27 protein-coding genes and 1 pseudogene are annotated in these 21,421 nt (G+C 59.2%); 16 read left to right on the forward strand and 12 right to left on the reverse strand.

The features are described from left to right. Positions 1-194: 194 nt before the first annotated feature. From tnpB to LB565_RS02190, 10 genes and pseudogenes are all read right to left on the reverse strand, one after another. Entirely contained in the window at positions 195-521 is a 327-nt protein-coding gene (tnpB, locus tag LB565_RS02145; protein WP_263488346.1) for an IS66 family insertion sequence element accessory protein TnpB, read from the reverse strand. Positions 522-547: 26 nt separating this feature from the next. Then, positions 548-994, reverse strand: coding sequence for an IS66-like element accessory protein TnpA (tnpA, locus tag LB565_RS02150; RefSeq protein ID WP_224581554.1), 447 nt, complete (start codon positions 992-994; stop codon positions 548-550). Between the two features lie 76 nt (positions 995-1,070). Further along, a pseudogene (locus LB565_RS02155) lies at positions 1,071-1,458 on the reverse strand (IS630 family transposase); the annotation flags it as partial. Positions 1,459-1,553: 95 nt separating this feature from the next. Beyond that, on the reverse strand, positions 1,554-2,246 hold the full coding sequence (locus LB565_RS02160) for a methyltransferase family protein (RefSeq protein ID WP_224581555.1): 693 nt from the start codon (positions 2,244-2,246) through the stop codon (positions 1,554-1,556). Further along, on the reverse strand, positions 2,218-3,015 hold the full coding sequence (locus LB565_RS02165; RefSeq protein WP_224581556.1) for a sterol desaturase family protein: 798 nt from the start codon (positions 3,013-3,015) through the stop codon (positions 2,218-2,220). The genes LB565_RS02160 and LB565_RS02165 overlap by 29 nt, the downstream gene beginning before the upstream one ends. Before the next feature lie 97 nt (positions 3,016-3,112). Beyond that, positions 3,113-3,640, reverse strand: a complete 528-nt coding sequence (locus tag LB565_RS02170; RefSeq protein WP_224581557.1) for a prepilin peptidase — start codon at positions 3,638-3,640, stop codon at positions 3,113-3,115. Then, a complete protein-coding gene (locus LB565_RS02175; protein ID WP_224581558.1) occupies positions 3,637-4,179 on the reverse strand; it encodes a tetratricopeptide repeat protein in 543 nt (180 codons plus the stop codon). The genes LB565_RS02170 and LB565_RS02175 overlap by 4 nt, the downstream gene beginning before the upstream one ends. A gap of 53 nt (positions 4,180-4,232) precedes the next feature. Beyond that, complete coding sequence (locus LB565_RS02180; protein WP_224581559.1) at positions 4,233-5,183, reverse strand: type II secretion system F family protein; 951 nt, start codon at positions 5,181-5,183, stop codon at positions 4,233-4,235. Between the two features lie 14 nt (positions 5,184-5,197). Further along, positions 5,198-6,172: a type II secretion system F family protein gene (locus LB565_RS02185; protein ID WP_224581560.1), complete on the reverse strand. Its 975-nt coding sequence runs from the start codon at positions 6,170-6,172 to the stop codon at positions 5,198-5,200. Then, positions 6,169-7,551 carry a CpaF family protein gene (locus LB565_RS02190; protein WP_224581561.1) on the reverse strand — a complete coding sequence of 461 codons (1,383 nt, stop codon included), beginning with the start codon at positions 7,549-7,551 and terminating at the stop codon, positions 6,169-6,171. Before LB565_RS02190 ends, LB565_RS02185 begins: the two co-directional genes overlap by 4 nt. A 496-nt stretch (positions 7,552-8,047) precedes the next feature. Between LB565_RS02190 and LB565_RS02195 the strand changes: the two genes are divergently transcribed. The 11 genes from LB565_RS02195 to LB565_RS02245 all read left to right on the forward strand — a co-directional run bounded on the left by LB565_RS02195 (position 8,048) and on the right by LB565_RS02245 (position 16,464). After that, the gene (locus LB565_RS02195; protein WP_224581562.1) at positions 8,048-8,233 is read left to right on the forward strand and encodes a Flp family type IVb pilin; all 186 of its coding nucleotides are present in this window, start codon (positions 8,048-8,050) and stop codon (positions 8,231-8,233) included. A 109-nt stretch (positions 8,234-8,342) separates the two neighbouring features. Next, a complete protein-coding gene (locus LB565_RS02200) occupies positions 8,343-8,528 on the forward strand; it encodes a Flp family type IVb pilin (RefSeq protein WP_224581563.1) in 186 nt (61 codons plus the stop codon). A 93-nt stretch (positions 8,529-8,621) separates the two neighbouring features. Further along, complete coding sequence (gene cpaB / locus LB565_RS02205) at positions 8,622-9,677, forward strand: Flp pilus assembly protein CpaB (RefSeq protein WP_318012105.1); 1,056 nt, start codon at positions 8,622-8,624, stop codon at positions 9,675-9,677. Positions 9,678-9,729: 52 nt separating this feature from the next. Further along, the gene (locus tag LB565_RS02210; RefSeq protein WP_224581565.1) at positions 9,730-11,175 is read left to right on the forward strand and encodes a type II and III secretion system protein family protein; all 1,446 of its coding nucleotides are present in this window, start codon (positions 9,730-9,732) and stop codon (positions 11,173-11,175) included. Next, on the forward strand, positions 11,162-11,467 hold the full coding sequence (locus LB565_RS02215) for a hypothetical protein (protein ID WP_224581566.1): 306 nt from the start codon (positions 11,162-11,164) through the stop codon (positions 11,465-11,467). The genes LB565_RS02210 and LB565_RS02215 overlap by 14 nt, the downstream gene beginning before the upstream one ends. 65 nt (positions 11,468-11,532) lie before the next feature. Then, positions 11,533-13,017: a TadE/TadG family type IV pilus assembly protein gene (locus LB565_RS02220; protein WP_224581567.1), complete on the forward strand. Its 1,485-nt coding sequence runs from the start codon at positions 11,533-11,535 to the stop codon at positions 13,015-13,017. 65 nt (positions 13,018-13,082) lie between these two features. Continuing rightward, positions 13,083-13,550, forward strand: coding sequence for a TadE/TadG family type IV pilus assembly protein (locus LB565_RS02225; RefSeq protein ID WP_224581568.1), 468 nt, complete (start codon positions 13,083-13,085; stop codon positions 13,548-13,550). Between the two features lie 2 nt (positions 13,551-13,552). After that, complete coding sequence (locus tag LB565_RS02230; protein ID WP_224581569.1) at positions 13,553-14,188, forward strand: TadE/TadG family type IV pilus assembly protein; 636 nt, start codon at positions 13,553-13,555, stop codon at positions 14,186-14,188. Then, positions 14,185-15,348: a CpaE family protein gene (locus tag LB565_RS02235; RefSeq protein WP_224581570.1), complete on the forward strand. Its 1,164-nt coding sequence runs from the start codon at positions 14,185-14,187 to the stop codon at positions 15,346-15,348. Before LB565_RS02230 ends, LB565_RS02235 begins: the two co-directional genes overlap by 4 nt. Continuing rightward, positions 15,335-15,910 (forward strand): L,D-transpeptidase, encoded by a 576-nt coding sequence (locus LB565_RS02240; RefSeq protein ID WP_224581571.1) that lies wholly within the window; start codon positions 15,335-15,337, stop codon positions 15,908-15,910. The genes LB565_RS02235 and LB565_RS02240 overlap by 14 nt, the downstream gene beginning before the upstream one ends. Further along, a complete protein-coding gene (locus LB565_RS02245) occupies positions 15,907-16,464 on the forward strand; it encodes a hypothetical protein (RefSeq protein ID WP_224581572.1) in 558 nt (185 codons plus the stop codon). Before LB565_RS02240 ends, LB565_RS02245 begins: the two co-directional genes overlap by 4 nt. A 35-nt stretch (positions 16,465-16,499) precedes the next feature. On the opposite strand, the gene LB565_RS02250 is transcribed toward LB565_RS02245, so the two are convergent. Continuing rightward, positions 16,500-17,036: a hypothetical protein gene (locus LB565_RS02250; protein ID WP_224581573.1), complete on the reverse strand. Its 537-nt coding sequence runs from the start codon at positions 17,034-17,036 to the stop codon at positions 16,500-16,502. A gap of 217 nt (positions 17,037-17,253) precedes the next feature. Here LB565_RS02250 and LB565_RS02255 point away from each other — a divergent pair, with 217 nt between their 5' ends. After that, positions 17,254-17,586, forward strand: a complete 333-nt coding sequence (locus LB565_RS02255) for a thermonuclease family protein (RefSeq protein ID WP_224581574.1) — start codon at positions 17,254-17,256, stop codon at positions 17,584-17,586. 259 nt (positions 17,587-17,845) lie between these two features. Then, entirely contained in the window at positions 17,846-18,592 is a 747-nt protein-coding gene (locus LB565_RS02260; protein ID WP_224581575.1) for a GGDEF domain-containing protein, read from the forward strand. 201 nt (positions 18,593-18,793) lie between these two features. On the opposite strand, the gene LB565_RS02265 is transcribed toward LB565_RS02260, so the two are convergent. Beyond that, on the reverse strand, positions 18,794-19,060 hold the full coding sequence (locus LB565_RS02265; protein WP_318012106.1) for a helix-turn-helix transcriptional regulator: 267 nt from the start codon (positions 19,058-19,060) through the stop codon (positions 18,794-18,796). A 133-nt stretch (positions 19,061-19,193) separates the two neighbouring features. Here LB565_RS02265 and LB565_RS02270 point away from each other — a divergent pair, with 133 nt between their 5' ends. The 3 genes from LB565_RS02270 to LB565_RS02280 all read left to right on the forward strand — a co-directional run bounded on the left by LB565_RS02270 (position 19,194) and on the right by LB565_RS02280 (position 21,419). Beyond that, entirely contained in the window at positions 19,194-19,814 is a 621-nt protein-coding gene (locus LB565_RS02270; protein WP_224581576.1) for a hypothetical protein, read from the forward strand. Further along, a complete protein-coding gene (locus LB565_RS02275; RefSeq protein ID WP_224581577.1) occupies positions 19,807-20,292 on the forward strand; it encodes a helix-turn-helix domain-containing protein in 486 nt (161 codons plus the stop codon). The genes LB565_RS02270 and LB565_RS02275 overlap by 8 nt, the downstream gene beginning before the upstream one ends. 437 nt (positions 20,293-20,729) lie before the next feature. Next, a complete protein-coding gene (locus LB565_RS02280; protein WP_224581578.1) occupies positions 20,730-21,419 on the forward strand; it encodes a hypothetical protein in 690 nt (229 codons plus the stop codon). Positions 21,420-21,421 lie beyond the last annotated feature (2 nt).

Consider the following 21,421-nt stretch of genomic DNA (forward strand, 5'->3'; position numbering starts at 1 on the left):
TCTGCCCTGCGGCCGAAGCGGTGGCGCTGCAGCTCCTTGATGATTTGGCGCAACCGTTCGTTCTCGGCACGCTCCGCTGCGAGCATCGCCTGAAGCGCGATCGGATCGTTGGTCAGTGGCTCGGCCGGATTGGTCACAAAGCCGATTCAATCATGCATTCCAATAGTTTGCCAGCGCCTTGGCCGTCCGTGGAATCAACTTGCCGCGACCGGCGCGCGCGTCTCCCGGGCGTCATGCACGCGACGCCAATCCAACCCTTCCAGCAGCGCCTGCAATTGCGCCGCCGTCAACCTCACCACGCCATCGGTGATGGCAGGCCAGCAGAATTTTCCGTCCTCCAGGCGCTTTGCCAGCAGGCACACGCCGGTGCCGTCGAAGTAGACCAGCTTGACCCGGTCGGCACGCTTCGCCCTGAAGACGTAGACTGCGCCGGAGAACGGATCGGCGCCCATCGTGTCGCGCACCAGCGCCGCCAATCCCTCGGCGCCCTTGCGGAAGTCCACCGGCCTGGTCGCCACCATGACGCGCACGGCGCCGGTCGGGCCGATCACGACGAACTCTTCAGCGCACGGATCACCGCCGCCACCGTCCTGGCGTCGGCGCCACGGCCAACCCGCATGGCGACACCGTCAATCTCAAGTTCGATCACCCCGGCGACCCGGGCGGCCTTCCGTTTCCGCTGCGTCGCCGGCCGCATTGCTGCCGGCTCCGACCTTGGCCCTGCGACCACCGCCGGAACAAACAGCGGTTCGGGCGCCGCCGGTTCCGCCGCCGGCAGACGGGCGGCTCGACGCCAGGCGAACAGTTGCTGCGGGGATAGTGCATATCGGCGAGCCACCGCGCTCACGCTCTCGGCGGTCTCGTAGCTTTCCGCCACGATCCGCGCCTTCTCCTCCGGCAGCCACTCGCGTCGCCGACCCGCGCCGGTGAATATCTCCAGCCGACGGATCGGCTCCTCGTCCTTGGATTTAAGCGTAAGCTCTGAAATCGTCATGTGTCGAAGCCTTCAAAGGCTCCAAACATCGCGGCTTAACGCAACCCGCGAAAGGTGCGGTCGGAACAGCGCTTACCCTGCGGGCAATATCGGCGCGTGCCTGCTCAAGGGCGACCAGCGTTTTTTTTAAAACTCAGGCCTTCGCGGCGCAGGAACTGCCACACTGCGTTGTGCGAGACCTTGACCCCGCGAGCGGCCAACTCGTCCTTCAGCCGATGCAGAGTCAATTCACAGGTCTGATTGATCCGCTCCACGATGAAGGCACGGTGCGGCTCCAGCACCCTCTTGCGATGCCCGCCCATTTTGCCAGGCGCTATCGAGCCGGTCGCCTGATGACGCTGCAACAACTTCACCGCCGCCGAAACCGAAATGCCGAACCGCTTGGCGGCCGACCGGCGGCTCTCGCCGCTCAAAACTGCCGCTACAACCCGCTCGCGAAGATCATCGGAAAGAGGTCGAACCATCTGATGCTGGCCTCCAATCCAGCCAGCATCTTGAATCACAAATCCAACCGAGCGGGAATCCCTTCCGATTCTATCGAGCGGTGAAACGCTCTAGGCTAGAAATGGCCCGACACTGGCGCCGCTGCGCCGTATACTCGCGGCAGGAGCATGGGAACTCGTCGAGCGTACTCGTCATACTCAGGGAAAGCGGCCCGCAATACTTTTTCTTCGTTGATCAAGCGCCGATATTGAAAAGCGAGACAGACTATGCATACCGTCACTGTAGCCCACTTCGGATTGCGCAGGACGATACCGAGCAGCACAACAGTTTCACAAACATAAAGCGGATGACGCACAATTCGGTAGGGACCCGTTGTGACGAGCCGCCTCGCCTGCGCAACGATACTGAATGATCTGCCAAGCCACCACAGGCAGGAAATACAAAGCACGAAGCCGAAGATTGTCACTGAGTCTGCTACGAGCTCAAGCTGCGGAGCTATTTGGGCCCGAGGAACCGCGATCAAAGTTACCGTAGCAAATGAACCAATAAGCGCCGATATACGAGGTTCGACGCCCTCAGCCGTCTTAAGCGGCGAGAGGCGAGCTACAGTGGTGATGACCATTAGAGACACAAAACATATGGCAGCGATCTCAGCTACAACATCGATTATCCGGACGCCCGTCCACTCTCCGCTTGCTTGAATCGCGGTAATGAGCCCCAGAGTTTTCAAAGTCACCCAGAATGTGAAGTACAGCGTCATCGTCGCACGACCTATGAAGTCACGCATCTCTGGTGAAGGAAGCTTCATTGGCTTTATCCTTTGGGATCAGTGGATAAACGAGTTGCTCGACGTAGGTTGGCGGTATTGTATCATCGACGCCGTACCGCTCCGGCACCACATCGCCGGGCAAATACATGGTGCCGAAGAGCATATCGATAAGTGAAATCTGGGCGGCGAAATTCTTGTCATATGCGGCGCGCTGGTTGGCATGGTGCCAGTGATGGAATTGGGGCGACGCTATCAACCATCGAAATGGTCCTACGTTCATCTTTACGTTGGCATGTAACAACAGGGCGTGCCCGTAAGAAATAGCTGCGAATATTGTTATGGCGTCATTGCTGAAGCCCAGCAGAAATACTGGCACGAGCGACGCGCTTTTTGTAAGAATCTGATCCACCGGATGCACACGGGATCCGGCAAGCCAGTCCAGCTCTTCGATGCTGTGGTGAATCGCATGAAAGCGCCACAGGAACGGGATGGCATGAAAAGCACGATGCGCCCAATAAAGCCCAAAGTCCGCGATTAGAATGATCTCAATAAGCTGCAACGAAATGGGCTGCGACGATACAGCTGGCGCAACGTATGCAGGCACCAACTGACCAACTGTGCTCGTTGCCAGTGCAACAACCGCAGCCAGACCAAGCTTGATGGGAATGCCATTGAATAACGCGTAGATCAGGTCGTTGAAGAATGCCTTTCGAAGAATCTTCTGATGTGGTCGCAAGGCGAATAGGTATTCGGCCGGCAGGAAGATCAGAGCCGAAATTAGGATAGCCTTGAGATTTATGAGGTCCATTCAACAGCTTCCGCGACAAGCCGCAATTCAACCACTCGACCAGCTTTAGCGCAAGCTAATGGTTTCCGAACGGTTAATCGAAGAACGGCCCGTTGTGTCAAAACGGATTAACGAACGCCTTGGCGCCCAATATGACGTCAAACGCTATCGTGCAGATTGCAGCGATGGCGATGGGTACGCCAAAGGGCACAACCCCCTTACGATCCAGATGCTGGATGTAGACGCGAAAGACCCCCTCCGGCAGCATAAACGGAAATTTCATAACCATCGCGGTGGCGAGGGCGAGCACGAGGAGTAGGACGGAAAACACGGCGAGGCCGCTGCCTCCGATCAAAAACGGCATGACGGCCATGAGCTTCACGTCGCCGGCGCCAAGCTTGCGTAAGGCCCAGAACGGAAAGAGCACGACGAACAGCAGCAATCCGGCGAGCGCGCTCATTCCCATGTCCCACCAGGTTCCTGCGACTACAGCCGTTAACTGAAGAGAGCCGAGGCCGAGGCATATAAGCAGCAGCACGTCCCGGTTGGCAATCTTCTGCGTTGTGAAATCAGTCCAGGCTATTCTGCCAAGAAGCAGGATGGCCAGCACCCTGAGCAACAGCGATGCGGCGAGCAAAAGGCTCATGACCGCTCTATGTTCCGCACGCTGGACGATAGCAGCTTCAGATTGTTGGCCACGGTCGGGTCGTTGGGCGCGAGCTCGTATGCCTTGAGGAAGTTGCTGCGCGCGTCCTGCAGCTTGCCGCGCAGCAAATAGGAATAGCCGACATTGTTGTAATATTCAGGCGTCGCTCCGAGCAGCTTGTAGGCACGGCCGTAGGCCATATCGGAAAGATCGAAGCGACGGATGCGGTCGCAGGATGCGGCAAGGCCCAGCCATGCCACGCCGTCATTGGGTGCCAGCCGCGTGGCCTTGTAGAACAGGGCGCCAGCGTTGCCGTAGTTTTCGGAACGGAACTGGGTCTTGGCCTCGGTGACCGCCTGGTCTGAAGCGTAATAGTCGACATCGCTTACCGTTTTCAGCCCGTCGAAGGCGTCGCCGAAGGCAGTGTAGTCGCCTTTTGCCGGCTCGTTGGTGCGTACAACGCCGCCGGTGGCGCCCGTTTGACAGCCGGCAATTGCTATCATCAACAGGCCGGCTGTAACGGCTATCAGCTTCTTCATGTGGCTTCCCCGAGAGTCCCCCGACCCATATTAGGACCAAAGCATATGTTCAACTAGAAGAAAACGCCTTTCATGCGGATGAGGACCGGCAACATGACAACCATCATCACGACCGGAAAGATGCAGAGCCCCAGAGGAATCATCATCTTGACCGGCAGCGCATTGGCCTGCTCTTCCGCGCTCATGATCCTCTGGGTACGCATCTCGTCGCTATACACCCGCAACGCTTCCGTGAGGCTGGTGCCGAGTTCCTCCGATTGCCGGAAGAGAACCGCCAGTGCCTTCGCCTCGTCGAGGCCGATGCGATCCGCAAGCTCACGCAACGCCTCGCGCAACGGCTTGCCGGCGCGCAACTGCAAGTTCATGATGGCGAGTTGGATTCCGAGCCACTTGTGGGTGCCGGCGAGTTCGGCTCCCACTCGATCAACCGCCCCCTCGAGACTCATGCCTGCATCGGCGCAGGTGATCATCATATCCATGAAGTCGGGAAATCCTCGGCGATAGATTTGCTTTTGGGTGTTTTCAAAACGATCCAGCATGATGCTGGGAATGACTATACAGCCCAGCCCAAGCAAGGCGGCGCCGAAAAAAGCGAGCACGCTAGGCAGTTGAGGCGGCAGCAGAGCCGACAGGAGTGCGAAACTACCGAGAAACCCGGCACACACCGCACCGAGTCGTGAAAGCATATAGATGATCGGAGCGCTCGGTTGGTGGAACCCAGCCCTAAATAGCTTTGCTTCGAGCGCATTGGGTTCCCCGCGCTCCTTCTCAAGGGCCCGGAAGTAAGCGTCGACTGGTCGTTGAGCCAAAATCTTGTTGATTTCCTGCTGCGCAGCAAGCGAACGACGACTGGTTACACCTTCCGACAGAAGACTGTCGGCGATCCGCTTTCTCGTCTCAAGAACCGGCGCCAGCATCAAGGCGACCAATAAGAAGAGCGCGCCCGCCGCGATGAAAACGGCTACGGAAAGCAGTTGGGCGGAATTTCCAAGGTCGTTGAACAAGCTAGTCTCGCATTCTAGAAATCGAAATTGACCATCCGATACATGATGTAGTCGCCCAGGAGCGCCCAGCACCCGAAGATGACGAAGACGGGCACAATGATCGGATTGCCCCAAACGTCGCCATAGTAGCTAGGCGCAACGCCCCATAAGATCAGAAACATGAGCACCGGGAAGAGAGAAATGATCCATGCCGACATTCGCCCCTCTGCCGACAAGGCCCTGATCTTCAGCCGAAGTTTACGCCGCTCCCGCATCACTAAAGCAAGGTTGGACAGTATCTCGGTGAGATTGCCGCCCGTTTTGGCCTGTATCGACAGAGACACCGACAGGAGGTGCAGTCCTTCGAAGCCGACCCGCTCCGACAGCCTGCGGACAGCCTGCTCTAGACTCAGGCCAAAGGAGATCTCGTCAGAGACGATACCAAATTCGGTTCCGAGGGGATCCGGCATTTCACGAGCGACCAGCCCGATCGCCACCGTTGTCGGATGACCTGCGCGGAGCGACCGCACGATCATGTCGAGGGCATCGGGTAGTTGGCTTGCGAATTTGTTGATTCGTTTACTCCTGGCCCGCTTCAGTACAAGTAAAGGCAGGGCAACTGAAATAAGGAGAAAAATGAGAGCCGCTACAACTGCCGAGGATCCCATTAGAAGAACCGCGATCAAAGCCAGCACTAGGGCAGCCAGTACAAAGACGGTAGCAAAACTGATCGGATTACCGGTTATGCCGGACTGTGTATAAAGGCGATTGAGGCTAATGGCGCCGAAAATGAAATCGCCTGACGCGGTCAAGCCGCGCTCCTGCAGAAGTCCCTGCAGGCTCTGTTCCGCAGCCGCATGATCGCCCATCAATTGGAGGCGGCGGTTTATGATTCCGGCTCGCGCTCGCGTTCCGGCTATAGAAACGAACATCACTTCGACCGCGAGAATGACAGACGCCGCAGCCAGCACGTATATGAGATAAAGCAGAGTCTGACCGGTCGGGATCATAAAGGAACCTGAGGATTGAAAGCATCCTTCGCGAAATGATGGCCCAAGGTTGCGACCTCAGTCGCAAAACGTGGCCGAACACCCGTAGCGCGGAACTCGCCTACGATTGACCCGTCTGAAGCAACATCGCGACGAACGAAATGGTAGATCTCTTGGAGTTGGACGACGTTGCCCTCCATGCCGGTGATCTCCGAAATCGATACGACCCGCCGGCCGCCATCCGAAAGGCGCTGCGTCTGTATGATGATGTCGATGGCTGAGGCGATCTGAGCGCGGATCGAGTCATTGGTCATCGGCATGCCCGCCATGCCAACCATTTGCTCGAGGCGCGAGATCGCATCGCGGGGCGTGTTGGCGTGAATGGTTGTCATTGAGCCTTCGTGACCAGTGTTCATGGCCTGCAGCATGTCAAAGGCCTCCTCGCCGCGCACTTCGCCTACGATGATGCGGTCTGGACGCATGCGCAGCGCATTCTTCAGCAGCTCGCGCTGACGAACCTCCCCCTTCCCCTCGACATTGGGCGGGCGCGTTTCGAGCCGGCCGACATGCGGCTGCTGCAATTGCAGTTCCGCCGCGTCCTCGATCGTAACAAGGCGCTCCTTGGCAGGGATGTAACTTGATAGGGCATTCAGCAACGTGGTCTTGCCGCTGCCAGTGCCGCCGGACACAAGGATCGACTTGCGCGCTTGCACGGCGATGCGCAGCAGTTCGATCATCGGCTGACGGATCGAATTGAACGCCATCAGCCGCTCGAGCGAATAAGGGTTTTTGGAGAATTTGCGGATCGACACCAGCGGCCCATCGACGGATATCGGTCGCACCGCGATATTGACACGCGAACCGTCGTCAAGACGCGCATCGACCATAGGAGCCGATTCGTCGACCCGCCTTCCGATATTTGAGACGATCTTGTTAACGATTCGCAGAAGATGAGCTTCATCGCGAAAGCGAATGGCTGTTTCTTCTAAAACGCCACGGCGCTCGACGAAGACATGCTTGTGCGTGTTAATCAGAATATCCGCGATAGAGTCATCCTTGAGAAGAGGCTCGATCGGTCCAAGCCCGAGCATCTCGTCGGCCGTGTCACTGGTCAGTTGGTCAAGTTCGCGCGCATTCAGGGGCACGTTACGGCCTCGGACGAACTCGCGCACGATCGGCAGTATCTCGTTGAGTATTTCGTCCTTGGACGCATTTTCGAGCGCAGTCAGGTTGAAGCGATCGATGAGGTGGCGATGGAGATCCACCTTCAAAGAGAGGAAGTCCTCGTCCTGTGATTCGGCCTGCATAACCGGAGCGCTTGCGGCCCCGCTCAATGCCGGAACGGGCGCCGACTGCGCCGCCTTCTGTTCGTTTGACCCTTTGATGAAGCGACCCAGCATATCGCTGAACCCCTGCTTGTTTCCCCAGCGTCGAAACTAAGCGTTAACCACGACCCGCACAAGCGGCCTTGAGGACACACTGGACGTATTACTTGCGACATAGTTAAGAAGCGGATTCCGAGAAATCGTTTTATTTCCGGATTGCACCGGGCAATAGACCAAAGTCCTAGGACCTTTGTCGCTTCGCCCGCAAACTTGGCTTGTAACGCGTTAGATATAATGGTCTATGCATATTTTCTAATATGATCGAGGCGATGGCATAGCTGCGGCGGAATTGTGAACGAATGGTTAAAATCGCTTGAAAAGTGAGCCGAATCAAGCTTTTGTCAAAATTTAAAGGGCCCCAAATCGAGTATTGAAGGGTTAAGGGACTGTTAATCCATTTGACTTGGCTTTTTTGCGCGACCTAGGATTGAAGGTGACGGGGGATGCTTGGGTATGGGGTTCATCCTTAGGCTCGTCTCGTCGGGTTAAAACCTCCAAAGGAGAAATTGGCATGAAGAAGCTCATGACGATGGCCCGGCAGTTCCGCGACGATGAAGACGGCGCTGCTATGGTCGAATACACGGTTCTGCTCGGCATCATCACAGTGGCCGTTATCGCCACTGTGGTGCTGGTCGGGACCTGGGTCTCCGGCCGGTGGACTGCGCTGAATACCGCGCTCACGACCGCAACGGCCTAATTTGAATTGCGAAGAAATGGCCCAAGCTATTTTGGGTTGGGCCATTTCGAGGCATGCATGGATTCGGCTTCGGCCGGTCCGCGATTTCGATCTTTGAGGGTACATCGGCATGGAAAAGTTTGTGACGATGGCTCGGCAATTCCGAGACGGCGAAGATGGCGCCGCGATGGTCGAATATACAGTGTTGCTTGCTATCATTACGGTCGCTGTCATCGCTACCGTGATCTTAGTTGGCACCTGGGTCAGCGGCCAGTGGACGGCGCTCAACGCAGCACTGACAACTGCAACTGCATAAGATCAATTGAAGCTGCAGGCGCCAAGTCCTAGTACAGTTTCTCGGCACCCATAGAGCGGGCGCCGAGAACGGCAAAATGAGCGGGTGGCGGGGATGCGTGCAAATACCATAGTAATGATCATTCTGGCTGGCGTCTTCGGAGTTCTGGCCGTCGTGCTGGTCAACATGTGGCTGGCGAACCAGCGCAGCGCCATGGCAAGGCCCGGCGATCTACCGCGCGATACGGTTGTGGTGGCCGCCACTCCGCTTAAATTCGGCGACTCACTGAGCGCGGACAAGTTGCGCGAGATCCCGTGGCCCGCTGGCGCTGTTCCGGCCGGCGCGTTCAAAACGACCAAGGATCTTCTGGCCGGCGACGGTGCCAAGCAGGCGCTTCAGGCGATCGGCGTCAACGAACCGGTGCTCGCCACCAAAATCACAGGCCCAGGCCAACGCGCCACACTTTCGGCCGTGCTGGCGGAGGGCATGAAGGCCGTCTCGATCCGGGTGAACGACGTGCTCGGCGTGGCGGGATTCGTTTTCCCGGGTGATCGGGTCGACGTGTTGTTGACTCGCACCGCGCATAGCGACGGAGGTCCAGACAAGAGCTACGTCGACGTGCTGCTGCAGAGCGTCAAGGTGCTTGCCGTCGACCAGGTGGCTGACGAAAGCAAGGACAGCCCCACTGTCGTGAAGGCTGTGACCGTCGAAGTCAGCACCAAGGATGCGCAAAAGCTCACCCTTGCGGCCGATGCCGGCCAGTTGTCGCTGGCGCTCCGTCAAGCAGCCGCCAGCAAGGCAGAATCGACCGAGCGTATAACGCTGTCGGATCTTACCGGCGACACGCCGGAGGACGTCGCCAAGCGGCAGGCGGAACTCGATAGACAAAAAGCCGCCGACGCCGCGGCTGCGGAAGAGCGTAAGCGCGTCGAAGACGAACGCAAGCGTTCAGACGAAAAGATTGCCGGCCTGGCTCAAGCCGTAGATCGGGTGGGCAGCCAAATCGACCAGTTGAGCAAAACGAAGCCCACTGTGGCGCCCGCACCACAACCGCAGGAAGTTGTTAAGGAAGTGGTAAAATATGTACAGCCGGAGCCACCCGCCCGAGCTACAATCGGCGTCTTTCGTGGCGTGAAGCTCGAAACCTATGACGTGCCACGCCAACGCTAAAAAGCGGGCGGCAAACGAGGGGCTGCCGATCAGGCAGCAGTGGGAGACGAGGATGAAGGGGTTTTGGGTGAGGATGGCGGCAGCTGCGCTATCCTTTGCGGCGTTGTCGGCGATCCACGGCTATTCGGCGAAAGCGGCTGACCGCTTCATCGACGTATCGAGCCCGTCGCTCCATCGCATCTTCATTCCGATCTCGCAATCCGCGACGATCCAGGTGAACGCCACCTTGGGCGACATCGTCGTCGGTGACGAGAAGATCGCCGATGCGCAGCCGATGACAGACAAGACGCTCTACATCATCGGCAAGAGCCTCGGCACCACGACGGTCAATCTCTTTTCAGAGGACAAGCGCTCGCTGGGTGCGATCCAGATCGAGGTCGGCCAGGATGTCAGCGATATGGCGGCAGCCATCCGCCAGGTGGCGCCGAAGGCGCGCATCGAGATCGGTTCGATCAACGGCAAGGTTCGGCTGAGCGGCCATGTCAAGGATGCCGCGACGTTGGCGCAAATCGTCGAAGTCACACAGCAGTATGGACCCGACTCGATCATCAACGCCGTAACGATCGACGACAGCGAGCAGGTCAATCTCTCGGTTCGCATCCTGGAGGCCAAGCGCAATGCCGGCCGCGACCTCGGTGTTTCGTTCAAGGGCCAAAACGGCAGCGGGTCGACTAAGTTCGGAACCGGTGTCGCCGCAGTCGACAAGGATAAGGTGGTGCTTGGATCTGGGGAGCTTTTGAGTGACCTTCTGTCCACCGCCAGTCCGTTCGGAGCACTGATCACCCGCGTCATCGACAGCAACATCAAGGTCGATTTGATAATCGAGGCACTGGAGTCAAAAGGTGTGGTGCGCCTTTTGGCTGAACCAAACCTCACCACGGTTTCCGGCGAAACCGCCAGCTTCAACGCCGGCGGCGAGGTGCCGATCCGCAGCGTCAACAGCCAGGGCGAAATCGAAATCGTATTCAAGCAATTCGGCGTCAATCTGAACTTCACGCCGGTAGTGCTCGACGACGGCAAGATCCACATCAAACTGGCGCCGGAAGTGAGCGATCTGACCGGGTTCACCCCCGCGGGCGACCCGATCTTCACCAACCGCAAGCTGGCAACCGTGGTCGATCTGCGCGACGGCCAGAGCTTCGCGGTGGGTGGCCTGCTCTCAAGCAAGAACACGAGGCTGCAGGATCAGGTACCGTGGCTGGGCCAAGTGCCGATCATCGGCGCACTGTTCCACAATTCGAGCACGCAGAAGGAGGAGACGGAGCTGGTCGTCATCGTCACGCCGCATCTCGTGCGGCCGGTGAAGCCCGGCGAACAGCTGGCGACACCCTTCGACAAGACCAAGCCCGCCAATGATCCGGAACTTATGCTGCTCGGCCAGCTCGAAGTCAGCAAGGACATGATCCGCATGTACGAACATGGCGAGGGCGTCACCGGGCCCTATGGCCACATGCTGGATGTAAAATCGAAGGACAAGCTGCTCTATGTCAAGAAATAAGCTCCTGTTCGTCCTTCTCAGCTCCAGCCTGCTTGCGGGCTGTGCGGCCGACTATCTAAACAATTACGACACGATGACGCTGGCATCGGGCGACTCGCAGAAGGCCAATCAGCTGCTGCAGACGGTCGATCCATACAACCCGGCCTCGAACAACACCAGGATCGAAGGCGATGGGGTACGATCCGTCGGCATCGTCCAGAAATACAAGCTTCCGCCATCGCCAGCGCCGACGACGAACATGACGGTCAATGTCGGCCCGTCGAGTGCGGCCACGACGAACGCAACACCGTGAAAAAAAGGTGCGGTTTGAAAAGCGCTGGGTGACGAGGCCAAGCGCTGAGAACAGAGAGTAAGGTCATGTTGGGGACCATACGCAAGTTCTGGCACGATCAGAGAGGCATAGCCCTACTCCTCGTCAGCATCATGTTGCCGGCTATCATCGGCTTTTCGCTGCTGGCGATCGATATGAGCCGAGTCAACAATATGCACAACGACCTGCAGAAGGGCGCTGACGGCTTGGCCTTGGCCGCTGCAGCAGAGTTGGATGGCCGCACCGATTCGATCGTGCGCGCCGATCGAGCATTGTCGACACTGGTGTTCAACAAGTATACCTTCTCCACAGCCAACATTCCGCAAACATTGCTAGCTGCCGGGGTGACGAGAACCTACCTCCGGTCGCTTCCCGCCTCAGACAGTTCGCCCATAGCGGCAGCCAACATCATCACTGACGAAGTGACGGATGCGCCGAACGCCCGGTTCATCCGCGTGACGGTGACACCTGTCGGCTTCGCGGCCATATTCCCGGCGTCATTCTTGACCGGGAACGCCGCGAACAACAGTTTCAACGTCGGCGCGGTCTCTGTTGCCGGGTTCACCTCCGGTGTCTGCAACTACACCCCTGTCTTCATCTGCAATCCATACGAGATGGTGAACGGCACTAACGCCGCCGGCGGCGTGACCCTGGAGCAGGCCGTGGCGGATCCGTCAATTCGCAGGCGGCTGATCGAACTCCGTACAGTGGGAAACAATGCTGCATACGGGCCTGGCAATTTCGGATTCCTGGCGCCGCCCAGCACTGTCGGCAACGGCGCTCAAGGACTCGCGCAAACAATCGCCACATCCAAGCCGCTCGGCTGTTATTCCTCCCAGGGTGTGAGCACGAAGACCGGCCAAAACACTGGTCCGATCCAAGACGCCTTCAACGTGCGTTTTGGAATCGATGCCAGCGGCAATGGCTTCAATAGCCCAGACTACGGTCCGGCCGCCAACGTTCGGAAGGGAGCGTCGGCGAATGGGAACGGAAACCAGTGCCCGAAGTATAACCAGCTGACTTTTAATGCGACCGGCGACATGGGGCTGCCACGCGATGCCACCACGCCCTATATGAGCGGCCGTATGGGCGATGGAAACTGGAATCTGTCTGGCTATTGGAGCACCAATTTCGGCGGGACCAGCTATCCTTCTTCCTGGGATACGAGCAAGCCCACCCGGTACCAGGTCTACAAATACGAGATCGCGAATAATCTGGTAGATCACGCCTCCACAGGCGGCGAAGTTGGAACACCGCCGAGTAGCTGCCAGCCGCCGGTGACATCTGTCGATCGTCGTCTGCTTTACGGTGCGATCCTCAACTGCAATGCGCTCGAGGCCGCCGGGAATGATCTGAACGGCAACAGCACCAATCTCCCCGTCGAGGCCTTTGCCAGCTTTTTCCTGACGGAGCCTGTCGCAGGCGCGAATTCAGGCGGCTCCGTTTTTGTCGAGCTCGTCGACGTGACAGGCCGTGGAGGCCAGGGAACTCTGGACAGTTTCCTCCGCGACGAAGCCCAGCTCTACCGGTGACGACAATGCTTAGACTCGTCACTCGGTATCTTAAAAAATTTCGACACGACCAATGCGGCGCGGTCATGGTCGAGATGACCCTCATCGCGCCATTGATGCTTACGCTTTCAGCCGGCGTGTTCGAGTTCGGCAATCTCATCCACGACAAGCTTCTGATGGAAGCCGGTCTTTCCGATGGAGCCCGTTTCGGCGCGCGCTGCAACAGCCAGATCTACACGGATGCCGGGCTGGCGGCGATAGACTGCGCAGCCATGGCCACCAACATCGCCGTTTACGGCAAGCCTACCCCAACGCAGACGGACGTTCCGCGAATCGCAGGTTGGGCGACAGCCAACGTCACCGTCACGATCGGGACCGGCTGCCACAATGCGGTGGTTGGCGGCGTCACGCAGTATCGGTCCACGACGGCGCAAGTCTGCGTCGTCGAGGCGGACGGCACCTATCCCTATAGCGGCGTGGGCCTGCTATCGGTGATCGGCATTGGTACGATCAACCTGACCGGCTCACATCAAGAACGGTTGATGCGGTTCTGACGATGATCAGGCGTTTCGCAAGATCCGAAGACGGCGTGGCCATGGTCGAGATGACTATCGTGTCTACCCTGCTCTTTGCGCTGACGCTCGGCTTCGTAGATTTTGGCTATGCCTTCTACCAGTGGAATGCGGCAACCAAGGCCGTCCAGGTCGGGGCGCGGCTGGCCTCAATATCCGATGCCGTCGCGACCAACCTTGCTACCGCCGCACCGACGGCTAACCCCGGCGCGCCCGTGGTGGCCGGGGCCTACGGTCCGTTCGTTTGCAGTTACAGCAGTGGCACGGGGTCCTGCACCAACAATGGCGGATTCAATGCCGCTGCTTTCAGCCAGATATTCCGCGGCGACACAGCCAACACCAACGACGACACCTGCCCGGCGCTTACCGGCACCCAGCGGCCCGGAATGTGCCACTTCTTTCCAGGTCTGCTGCGCAGCAACGTCGTCGTCACCTACACGGCGACCGGGCTCGGCTACCAGACCCGCCTCGGCGGTCCCGTGCCGACGATCACAGTCAGTCTTCAGAACCGGACTTTCCAGTTCTTCTTCCTTCAGGGACTGATGGGCTTCGCGAACATCAACATGCCCTCCATGCTGAGCACGGTCACGGGCGAAGATTTGAAGAGTACGTTCCCATGAACGCCATCGACACCAGAGTTCTCCCGACCAAGCGCAAGCAGGTGGCGCTGTTTTCCGGTGATGCGAATTTCAAGCGCGACGTCACCACCCGGCTCGACGCGCTGGCGATCTATGACGTCAAGGTCGCGGACGCGGCGGAGTTCCTGAAGGGGCCGCCTGTCGACAGCCGGCCCGGCATCATCATCCTCGATCTCGCCAATGGCGAACTGCTCGGCAATCCGGCAATCGTCGATGCGCGCGCGGCCTGGGCGTCAGTGCCGCTGATCGCGATCTCGGACGAGCTCACCTCCGAGCAGACGCGCGTTCTGGTGCGCATGAACGCGTCCGACTGGCTGCACAAGCCGCTCGACGCCAAGGAACTGCTCAACGCCGTCACCTTCCACGACACCGGCAGCCAGGGCACCAAGAGCCGCATCATCACCTTCATTGCCGCCAGCGGCGGCGCCGGCGCCACCACGCTGGCGATCTCGGCGGCCGAGTATCTCGCCTCGAAGTCGGCCGAGCGGGCGGCCGCGACCTGCCTCGTCGACCTCGATTTCCAGAGCGCCAATTGCGGCGCCTATCTCAACCAGTTCAACCAGTTCGACCTCTCCGGCATCATCGGCCAGCCGGACCGGCTGGATGTCGAGCTGATGGACGTCATCAAATTGTCGCGGCCCTCCGGCCTCACGCTCTATTCCTTCGAGCGGCCGCAATTGCCGTTCGAGCCACAGGGTTCCGACTTCGTCTTCCGGCTGCTCGATCTCGTCGCCTACCGCTTCGACGACATCGTCATCGACCTGCCCAACATCGAGGCGCCGTGGCACGATTCGGTGCTGCGCACGAGCGACGAGATCTTCATCGTCTTCGAGCTCAACGTCGCCTCGCTCAGGCAAGGCAAGCGGCTCTACAAGAAGATCCGCGAATTGCGCGGCAACAAGGTGAGCATCACGCTGGTCGCCAACAAGCACAAGCGCAAATGGTTCGGCAACCACTTCTCGCGCAGCGAACTGGAGAAGATCTTCAAGGCGCCGCACATCAAGTCGCTGGCGCTGGACAACGCGCTTCTGGCCGACGCGCTGAACCGCGCCATCCTACCTTCCGAGGTGGACGGCCGCGCGCGCTTCAACAAGGACCTGAAACGCATGTTCAAGGAGCGGCTGGACAATGCCCAGCGCTAGGCGCTTCGCTGCGATGCATCTGGCCGGCGCGTGCCTCGCAGGGCTGGCGCTGGCGTCTGCCTGTGACTTGGCGACGGCCGGGTCAAGCCTGCCGCCGCTGCCGGCCATGGGGCCCAGCCTCCGAAAGGCGGTCGCCTTCGAGAGCGGCGAGCAGCCGGGCACCATCATCATCCGCAAAAACGAGAAGGCGCTTTATCTGGTGACGGGCCAAGGCCAGGCGCTGCGCTACCAGATCAGCGTCGGCCGCGACGGCTTCGGCTGGACCGGAACGGTGAAGGTCGCGTCGAAGACCGAATGGCCGGAATGGCGCCCGCCCAAGGAAATGCGCGCGCGTCGGCCGGAACTGCCGGCGATGGTGCCGGCCGGTCCCTACAATCCGCTCGGCGCCAGGGCGCTTTATCTTTCGCGCGACGGGCGCGACACGCTCTATCGCATCCATGGCACCAACGATCCCAAGGGCGTCGGTTTCGACGGCACGTCCGGATGCTTCCGGCTCACGAACACCGATGTGATCGATCTCTTCAAACGCGTCGCGGTGGGCGCAAAGGTGGTGGTTGAATGACGATGATCAGCGAGCCGGACGCTTCGGCAATCGAACTCGGTCAACGGGAAGCCGCTCCGGGAAAGCCCAGCCGGGCCAGGCTGATCGGCGTCATCGCGTCCGGCGCATTGCTCATCACTGTCGTCAATGTGACGGCCGCCGTCTATCTCTATCGCGGCGTCAGCGACCTCAGGACGATGGAAGCGCGGCTGGAACAGCTCGGCCAGTTCGAACAGCGCATCGGCGCCCGCATCGACACCGTCAATAACGGTTTCCAAAGCCGGTTCGAGACGCTGGACCGCCAGCTGCAGGCGAATTTCGGCCAGATCAACGGCAATATCGCCAAGCTGGAGCAAGGCCAGCCGGTCGCGGCCAGCGAACCGGCGCCTGGCGCAACGGAGCCCGCCATGCTCGACAAGACGACTGTGGCGGATGCGTCAGCGGCCGATGGAGGCGCTGGCGCCGGAGACGGGCAGCCCGCGTTCAAGCGCAAGGCCGCCCCTCCCGGCCCCAATCCGTCCTATCAGCGCATCCAGCAGCCCGACGGCAAGGTCTATTACAAGAAGATCAACTAAGCCCGCGGGCCCTCGCCGCCGACTGAGCCAGCCGGTTACAGATCGCGCTGCAGTGAAAGGATGCGGACCGCGCGGGCTCCGGCGCACAGCCTTGCCTCGCGCAGGAAAGCGACGTGGCAATAGGCGCAGGCCGCGAGACCGAGGCACAGCACCAGGCTGTTCTTCAGGCTTAGGTCGACCATCACCGAGAACTGAAGGCCATGAGGCGTGACGAAGGCGGCGATAGTGCTCGCCGTTTCCGCGTTGCTGCTCAACGCCATCATGAACCCGGCGAAAATCATCGCAGCATGATTGGCGATGAAGAAACCGCCGGACCATTTTGAGCGGCTGGCCAGCCAGCAGGCGCCCGCTGCGCAGACAACAATCGCCGCATCGAGCGCCATCGACCCGCCGAGATAGACATGCGCCTGCTGCCAGAACATGGTCGAGTAAGGCCGCAGCTCGAGCCAGGCGTGCCACACAGCGGGGCTGGCGGGATAGAAGCCGAGCAGCAACGCCGCCATCCGCTCCGCCGCCAGCAGAAGCAGCATCAGGGCAGGAAAGGCAAAAAGCAGTATCGGCTTGCGCATCATGTCACCCCTCGACATCCGTTGAGCGATTCTAGGCCGCATTGGTTGCGCGAGACTTAACGCAACGCCTTGCTTTTCAAGGAATGTCGCTCATGTCTAATGTGTGATCCGGTTCAACGGTCGGGGTGGCGCCGTGTCGGCAGGAGCTAGAGTTTTCATGTTTTGACGGAAGCGTATCCGGCGTTTTCGAAGTAGTTCTTGCATTCGGTTGCCTCGATGGTTGCGACGAGGTGGCCGATGTGGCGTCGCCATCAGCGGCACGGTCGACATCGACCCCGACAGGGCCTGCACGTTCGACAACACCGCCTGGCCCTGCGGCCTGCGGGCGCGGGCCGCCTTCAACGCCTGGCTGCGCGGCCGGGCGCTCAAATGCCTCCTGCCGCCGGATGCCGACCGTTTCGCCATCGCCGCGCCCTGCGTCCTCGGCAAGCAGGATGTCGGCGCCTGGCTGGTTTCGAACGGCTGGGCGATGGCGGCTCCCACAGGTGACTACGGCAAGGCGGAAGCGGTGGCGAGAAACGCTCGGATGGGCATTTTCGGCCCGCCGCAATAGCGCCGCCGCGGGAAAGCCGGCGGCCGGTTCCGTCCCCGGACCTGCGTGAAAGCGGAATGGTCAGGGCGGTTCAGCACTTCTAAAGCCTGGACTGGCCAGGCCGGTCATCAAATGCGCAAGCCGCCGGCTGCGGCAGCCTTGTGTGCCGGATCCGGCTTGCTACGGAGAAGATGCTGACTTGCATCAAATTGTAAGCTTCCCTGACACCGAAATCGTAACGGACCTCCTGTAAGCCATGCGTCGAACAGGAGATTGCCCCTTGACCGCGAAAACACCGACCGCGCCGGTTCAAACGTGGAAGCACCTCATCTTGCTGGCCGTGCTTGGCACCGCCGCCTGCGTCGGCCTTTCGCTCGCGCTGAACTACCTGCTGCTTTTCAGCGACAGCCTGACGCCGTTTGGCCGCGGCGCCGTTACGGCAATCATCGTGCCGATTGTCATCGGTCTGCCGCTGTTTGCCCTCATCGGCCGGCAACAGATCGAGATCCGCCGCTACCGGCAGGAACTCACCAGATCCGGCACCTATGACCAGCTGACCGGCTGCCTGAACGGCAAGGTGTTCACCTCGATGGTCGACAGGAGGGCGCAGAGACCGGCCGGTCCGCGCTCGGGCGCTTTCCTGGTCATCCATCCGGAGCATCTGACGTCGATCAACCTGCGCTTCGGTCTCGAATGGGGCGACGAGGCCCTACGGCTGATTGCATCGGCGATCCGATCCGCGGTGCGCCAGGACGATCTGATCGGCAGGATCGGAACCTCGATGTTCGGCGTCTTCCTGCCGGGCGCGAGCGAAGACGACGCCAAGGACGTCGGCGAGCGCATTCGCGGCACGGTCGGCGAGATCTATTTCGCGCCGAAAGGCGACAAGGACGTGCTTGCGATCAAAGTTGGCGGCGTCATTTTCGAGCGGGAGCTGGATTTCGAGGACATGTTTCGCTTCGCGGAAGAAGGCATGGCCGAGACCCCGGACGAAGCCGGCCTGCGGCTGTCGCATGTCACCAACTGAGCCGGCGGCGGGCGCCAAGAAGTTGCCACGCCGACCCAGTCAGGTCGATTACGTCGAGCGCTTGCTGCGACGAGATGCTGCCCTGCCTAGCAGTCCCAGACTAGATCTGCTGTGTGGCCGAGCAGCCTTCATCCCGAAGGCGTGACGTTCCGGGGCAAAGAAATCCGGCGCCCTTGTGCCTCGAAATCCCATCGTTGGCTGTTATTTGACTTGGCGGACGCCTGGGCCGCCGTCGTTCTCCGAGATGAATTCGATACCTGCTGCTACCAACGCGTTGATGATCTTCTTCACGGTTTCGGGACGCCCCCCAATCGGCCCATCTTCTGCCTCTAGACGCGCTATAGTGGGTTCCGAAACTGCCGAGCGCTCTGCCAGATCCTCTTGAGACCAGCCCAACAGCGCCCTTGCCGCCTTAACTTGCCTCGTTGTGACGGCCATCGGACTGTTTGATAGATTTTCTATTGACATTCACAAAGTCACTTTGATATTTTTTCCATCAATTGCTGGCTTGCTGATCCTAGTGAGCATCCAGTGCGGCTGACCGAAGTGCGCGAACACCTAGGTCAGCCTGACCACGCCTAGCTTTCAGGGAGCTCGGATCATGGCTGATTCCGACCATAGCATGACTTTGCCTCACGTCACCCGGAGCAGATTACTTCTGGGAATGCCACACGCAACGGCGGAAAAGCAGCCAAAACCGATTGCCAGTAGCGGTTCTGGGACCGATCCCGCAGTAGCTGTGTGGAGTGATTGGCAGGAAGCTCACTACGAAACTGAGCGCCTGAGCCATCAGAACCAGCGCCTTGAGCGCAAGCTCGCCGAAACCGTCGGCCTTCCTCGTGCCACTATTCTGCTGCCCGACGGCAAGAGCATGACGTTGCATTCACTTGAGGCGCTGCATGAACTGCGCGACATCGGCCAAGCTGACTCCGCAGCGTGTGCGAAAGCTGAAGCCGAGTTGACGGCACATCAGACCCGCTGGAATTCTGCCGACCAGAATGTCGGCTATACCTCCACGTTGGTTGCTGAGGCCGAAGCAGCTGCCCGAGCGGAAGCACTTCTCTGTCTGTTGTCGCAAACACCGGCTACCTCTCTCGATGGAGTTGCGGCCAAACTAGATGCCGCGCTTAGAGAAGGACAGACTTCGTCGGAAGATGCTGAACTTCCTTGGCCACAGATTCGTTCGGCTCTTAAGGATATCGCGCGGCTCGGCCATGGATAGCGCTGAAAGTCGCCCTCATTCCGCCGATCGGCACGTCGGCAGGCAAATAGCTGCGGTTCGTGTCCAATCGGACATTTCTCAGGCCCAGCTTGCCAGATCGATAGGCATCAGCTTCCAGCAGCTCCAGAAATACGAGAACGCGAGGAACCGCGTGAGCGCCTCGATGCTGTTCGCGATCGGCAACTCACTGGGCGTCCCTGTAAGTCGCTTCTTCGAGGGGCTGCCGGGCAACAACGGAATGAGCCATTGCATTCCGCTTTTACCTGTTGACGAGCGCCTGGACTTCATTGCCAGCGCGGAAGGACGACGACTGATCGAAGCTCTAATCAAAATTCACCCGCGAATGCGCAAACGCGTGTCCGCCCTCATCGCCACATTCGGAGAGGAATTGGCAGCTCTCAATCGCAAAAAAGAACCAGGTGGCCGGCAATCCGACGCCCCCCTAGCAAATGGTGCAGGGACATTTCATCAATGGTGATGCGAAAGCGCTCCATCGACGCAAAAATCCTCACCATCTCCCGAGGCGATTTCGGCCAACAAAAAGCTGACGGCGACATACCCACCTGAGGGGCCCCCCGGCCCGCTCTCATTCTGTACCTGTAACTCGGCTCAGGGTTGCGGATATCGCGCCTCTGCTGTTTTGACGTGCAGCAGTCCGTCGAGTGTACACACGCCGCGTCCGGCTGTGTTGCGCCTGCAAGCCCAGCAGCATGGCCCTCTTAGGAGCAAAAACGACGGCAAAGGGCGGTGAAAAGGCTGTTCCAGTTTTGCGAGGAAACGGCGAAACTTGGCAAATGTCCAAGAAGCCGCAGCCCTGGAGCGTCGCGAACCCGGTCCTAACGAGTTTATCACGCTCGGCTCCCGCGCCGCCATCCTGCAGCAACCCGGCCGGAATATCAGAACAAGGAGGCGTGCGTGAACTTTTCATCAAATTCTGGCACGAATATGCCGTACGGCACCTTGATGGTAAAAAGGACAGTTGGAGTGCGTAAATATCCAATCGATAATCATGCGCGAGTCGCCATATTGCTTCAATTAAGATCGCTCAGACGTTTTCGGCCACGTTATAACAATCTTCGGTGGCTTAACTTCTTGAGTTTGAACAACAAGCTCGCGCTAATCAATCCTAAATTCGTTCAAGCTGTTGAGCTCATTGGGGACGACGTGCAGCCGATGCCGAAATATTACTGCCACGAAATATATCGATTTCTTGATGATATGGACGAAAGCGATATTCCTGAACAATCGAGGATTTCATGCGAGATGATTATCTCAGACATCGGCGAAGACGAAGCAATGCGGATGGTTTCTTATGCTCGTGTGACATATGACGATGGTGAGGACGAATGGAACATCCTAGATGGTGGAAGCGTCAACACTTTCTTCGGCTTGGAAGCAGCGGACTTTGACATTTCCCAATCCACTTTCGCTGAAATCGAGGAGGAGGGCTACTACAGAGCGCGGTACGCCAACCTTGAGCATGTCGCAGTTATGGAGGTTCCGAGCGACCGCTACTACAAACTGACGCGCAACCGATCAAGCGCACTTCGACGAAGGACGATGCCGCTGTCTAGCCATTTTCAAACTAGCGCTGCCAAGTTGTAGGC

Source organism: Mesorhizobium sp. CA14, assembly GCF_020165195.1.
In the GTDB taxonomy this organism is placed as follows: domain Bacteria; phylum Pseudomonadota; class Alphaproteobacteria; order Rhizobiales; family Rhizobiaceae; genus Mesorhizobium.

What these genes read in the sequence shown, in the direction of transcription:
- tnpB (WP_263488346.1), bottom strand. Translation starts at nt 521, where the DNA reads ATGGTGGCGACCAGGCCGGTGGACTTCCGCAAGGGCGCCGAGGGATTG.
- tnpA (WP_224581554.1), bottom strand. Translation starts at nt 994, where the DNA reads ATGACGATTTCAGAGCTTACGCTTAAATCCAAGGACGAGGAGCCGATC.
- LB565_RS02160 (WP_224581555.1), bottom strand. Translation starts at nt 2,246, where the DNA reads ATGAAGCTTCCTTCACCAGAGATGCGTGACTTCATAGGTCGTGCGACG.
- LB565_RS02165 (WP_224581556.1), bottom strand. Translation starts at nt 3,015, where the DNA reads ATGGACCTCATAAATCTCAAGGCTATCCTAATTTCGGCTCTGATCTTC.
- LB565_RS02170 (WP_224581557.1), bottom strand. Translation starts at nt 3,640, where the DNA reads ATGAGCCTTTTGCTCGCCGCATCGCTGTTGCTCAGGGTGCTGGCCATC.
- LB565_RS02175 (WP_224581558.1), bottom strand. Translation starts at nt 4,179, where the DNA reads ATGAAGAAGCTGATAGCCGTTACAGCCGGCCTGTTGATGATAGCAATT.
- LB565_RS02185 (WP_224581560.1), bottom strand. Translation starts at nt 6,172, where the DNA reads ATGATCCCGACCGGTCAGACTCTGCTTTATCTCATATACGTGCTGGCT.
- LB565_RS02190 (WP_224581561.1), bottom strand. Translation starts at nt 7,551, where the DNA reads ATGCTGGGTCGCTTCATCAAAGGGTCAAACGAACAGAAGGCGGCGCAG.
- LB565_RS02195 (WP_224581562.1), top strand. Translation starts at nt 8,048, where the DNA reads ATGAAGAAGCTCATGACGATGGCCCGGCAGTTCCGCGACGATGAAGAC.
- LB565_RS02200 (WP_224581563.1), top strand. Translation starts at nt 8,343, where the DNA reads ATGGAAAAGTTTGTGACGATGGCTCGGCAATTCCGAGACGGCGAAGAT.
- cpaB (WP_318012105.1), top strand. Translation starts at nt 8,622, where the DNA reads ATGCGTGCAAATACCATAGTAATGATCATTCTGGCTGGCGTCTTCGGA.
- LB565_RS02210 (WP_224581565.1), top strand. Translation starts at nt 9,730, where the DNA reads ATGAAGGGGTTTTGGGTGAGGATGGCGGCAGCTGCGCTATCCTTTGCG.
- LB565_RS02215 (WP_224581566.1), top strand. Translation starts at nt 11,162, where the DNA reads ATGTCAAGAAATAAGCTCCTGTTCGTCCTTCTCAGCTCCAGCCTGCTT.
- LB565_RS02220 (WP_224581567.1), top strand. Translation starts at nt 11,533, where the DNA reads ATGTTGGGGACCATACGCAAGTTCTGGCACGATCAGAGAGGCATAGCC.
- LB565_RS02225 (WP_224581568.1), top strand. Translation starts at nt 13,083, where the DNA reads ATGGTCGAGATGACCCTCATCGCGCCATTGATGCTTACGCTTTCAGCC.
- LB565_RS02230 (WP_224581569.1), top strand. Translation starts at nt 13,553, where the DNA reads ATGATCAGGCGTTTCGCAAGATCCGAAGACGGCGTGGCCATGGTCGAG.
- LB565_RS02235 (WP_224581570.1), top strand. Translation starts at nt 14,185, where the DNA reads ATGAACGCCATCGACACCAGAGTTCTCCCGACCAAGCGCAAGCAGGTG.
- LB565_RS02240 (WP_224581571.1), top strand. Translation starts at nt 15,335, where the DNA reads ATGCCCAGCGCTAGGCGCTTCGCTGCGATGCATCTGGCCGGCGCGTGC.
- LB565_RS02245 (WP_224581572.1), top strand. Translation starts at nt 15,907, where the DNA reads ATGACGATGATCAGCGAGCCGGACGCTTCGGCAATCGAACTCGGTCAA.
- LB565_RS02250 (WP_224581573.1), bottom strand. Translation starts at nt 17,036, where the DNA reads ATGATGCGCAAGCCGATACTGCTTTTTGCCTTTCCTGCCCTGATGCTG.
- LB565_RS02265 (WP_318012106.1), bottom strand. Translation starts at nt 19,060, where the DNA reads ATGTCAATAGAAAATCTATCAAACAGTCCGATGGCCGTCACAACGAGG.
- LB565_RS02270 (WP_224581576.1), top strand. Translation starts at nt 19,194, where the DNA reads ATGGCTGATTCCGACCATAGCATGACTTTGCCTCACGTCACCCGGAGC.
- LB565_RS02275 (WP_224581577.1), top strand. Translation starts at nt 19,807, where the DNA reads ATGGATAGCGCTGAAAGTCGCCCTCATTCCGCCGATCGGCACGTCGGC.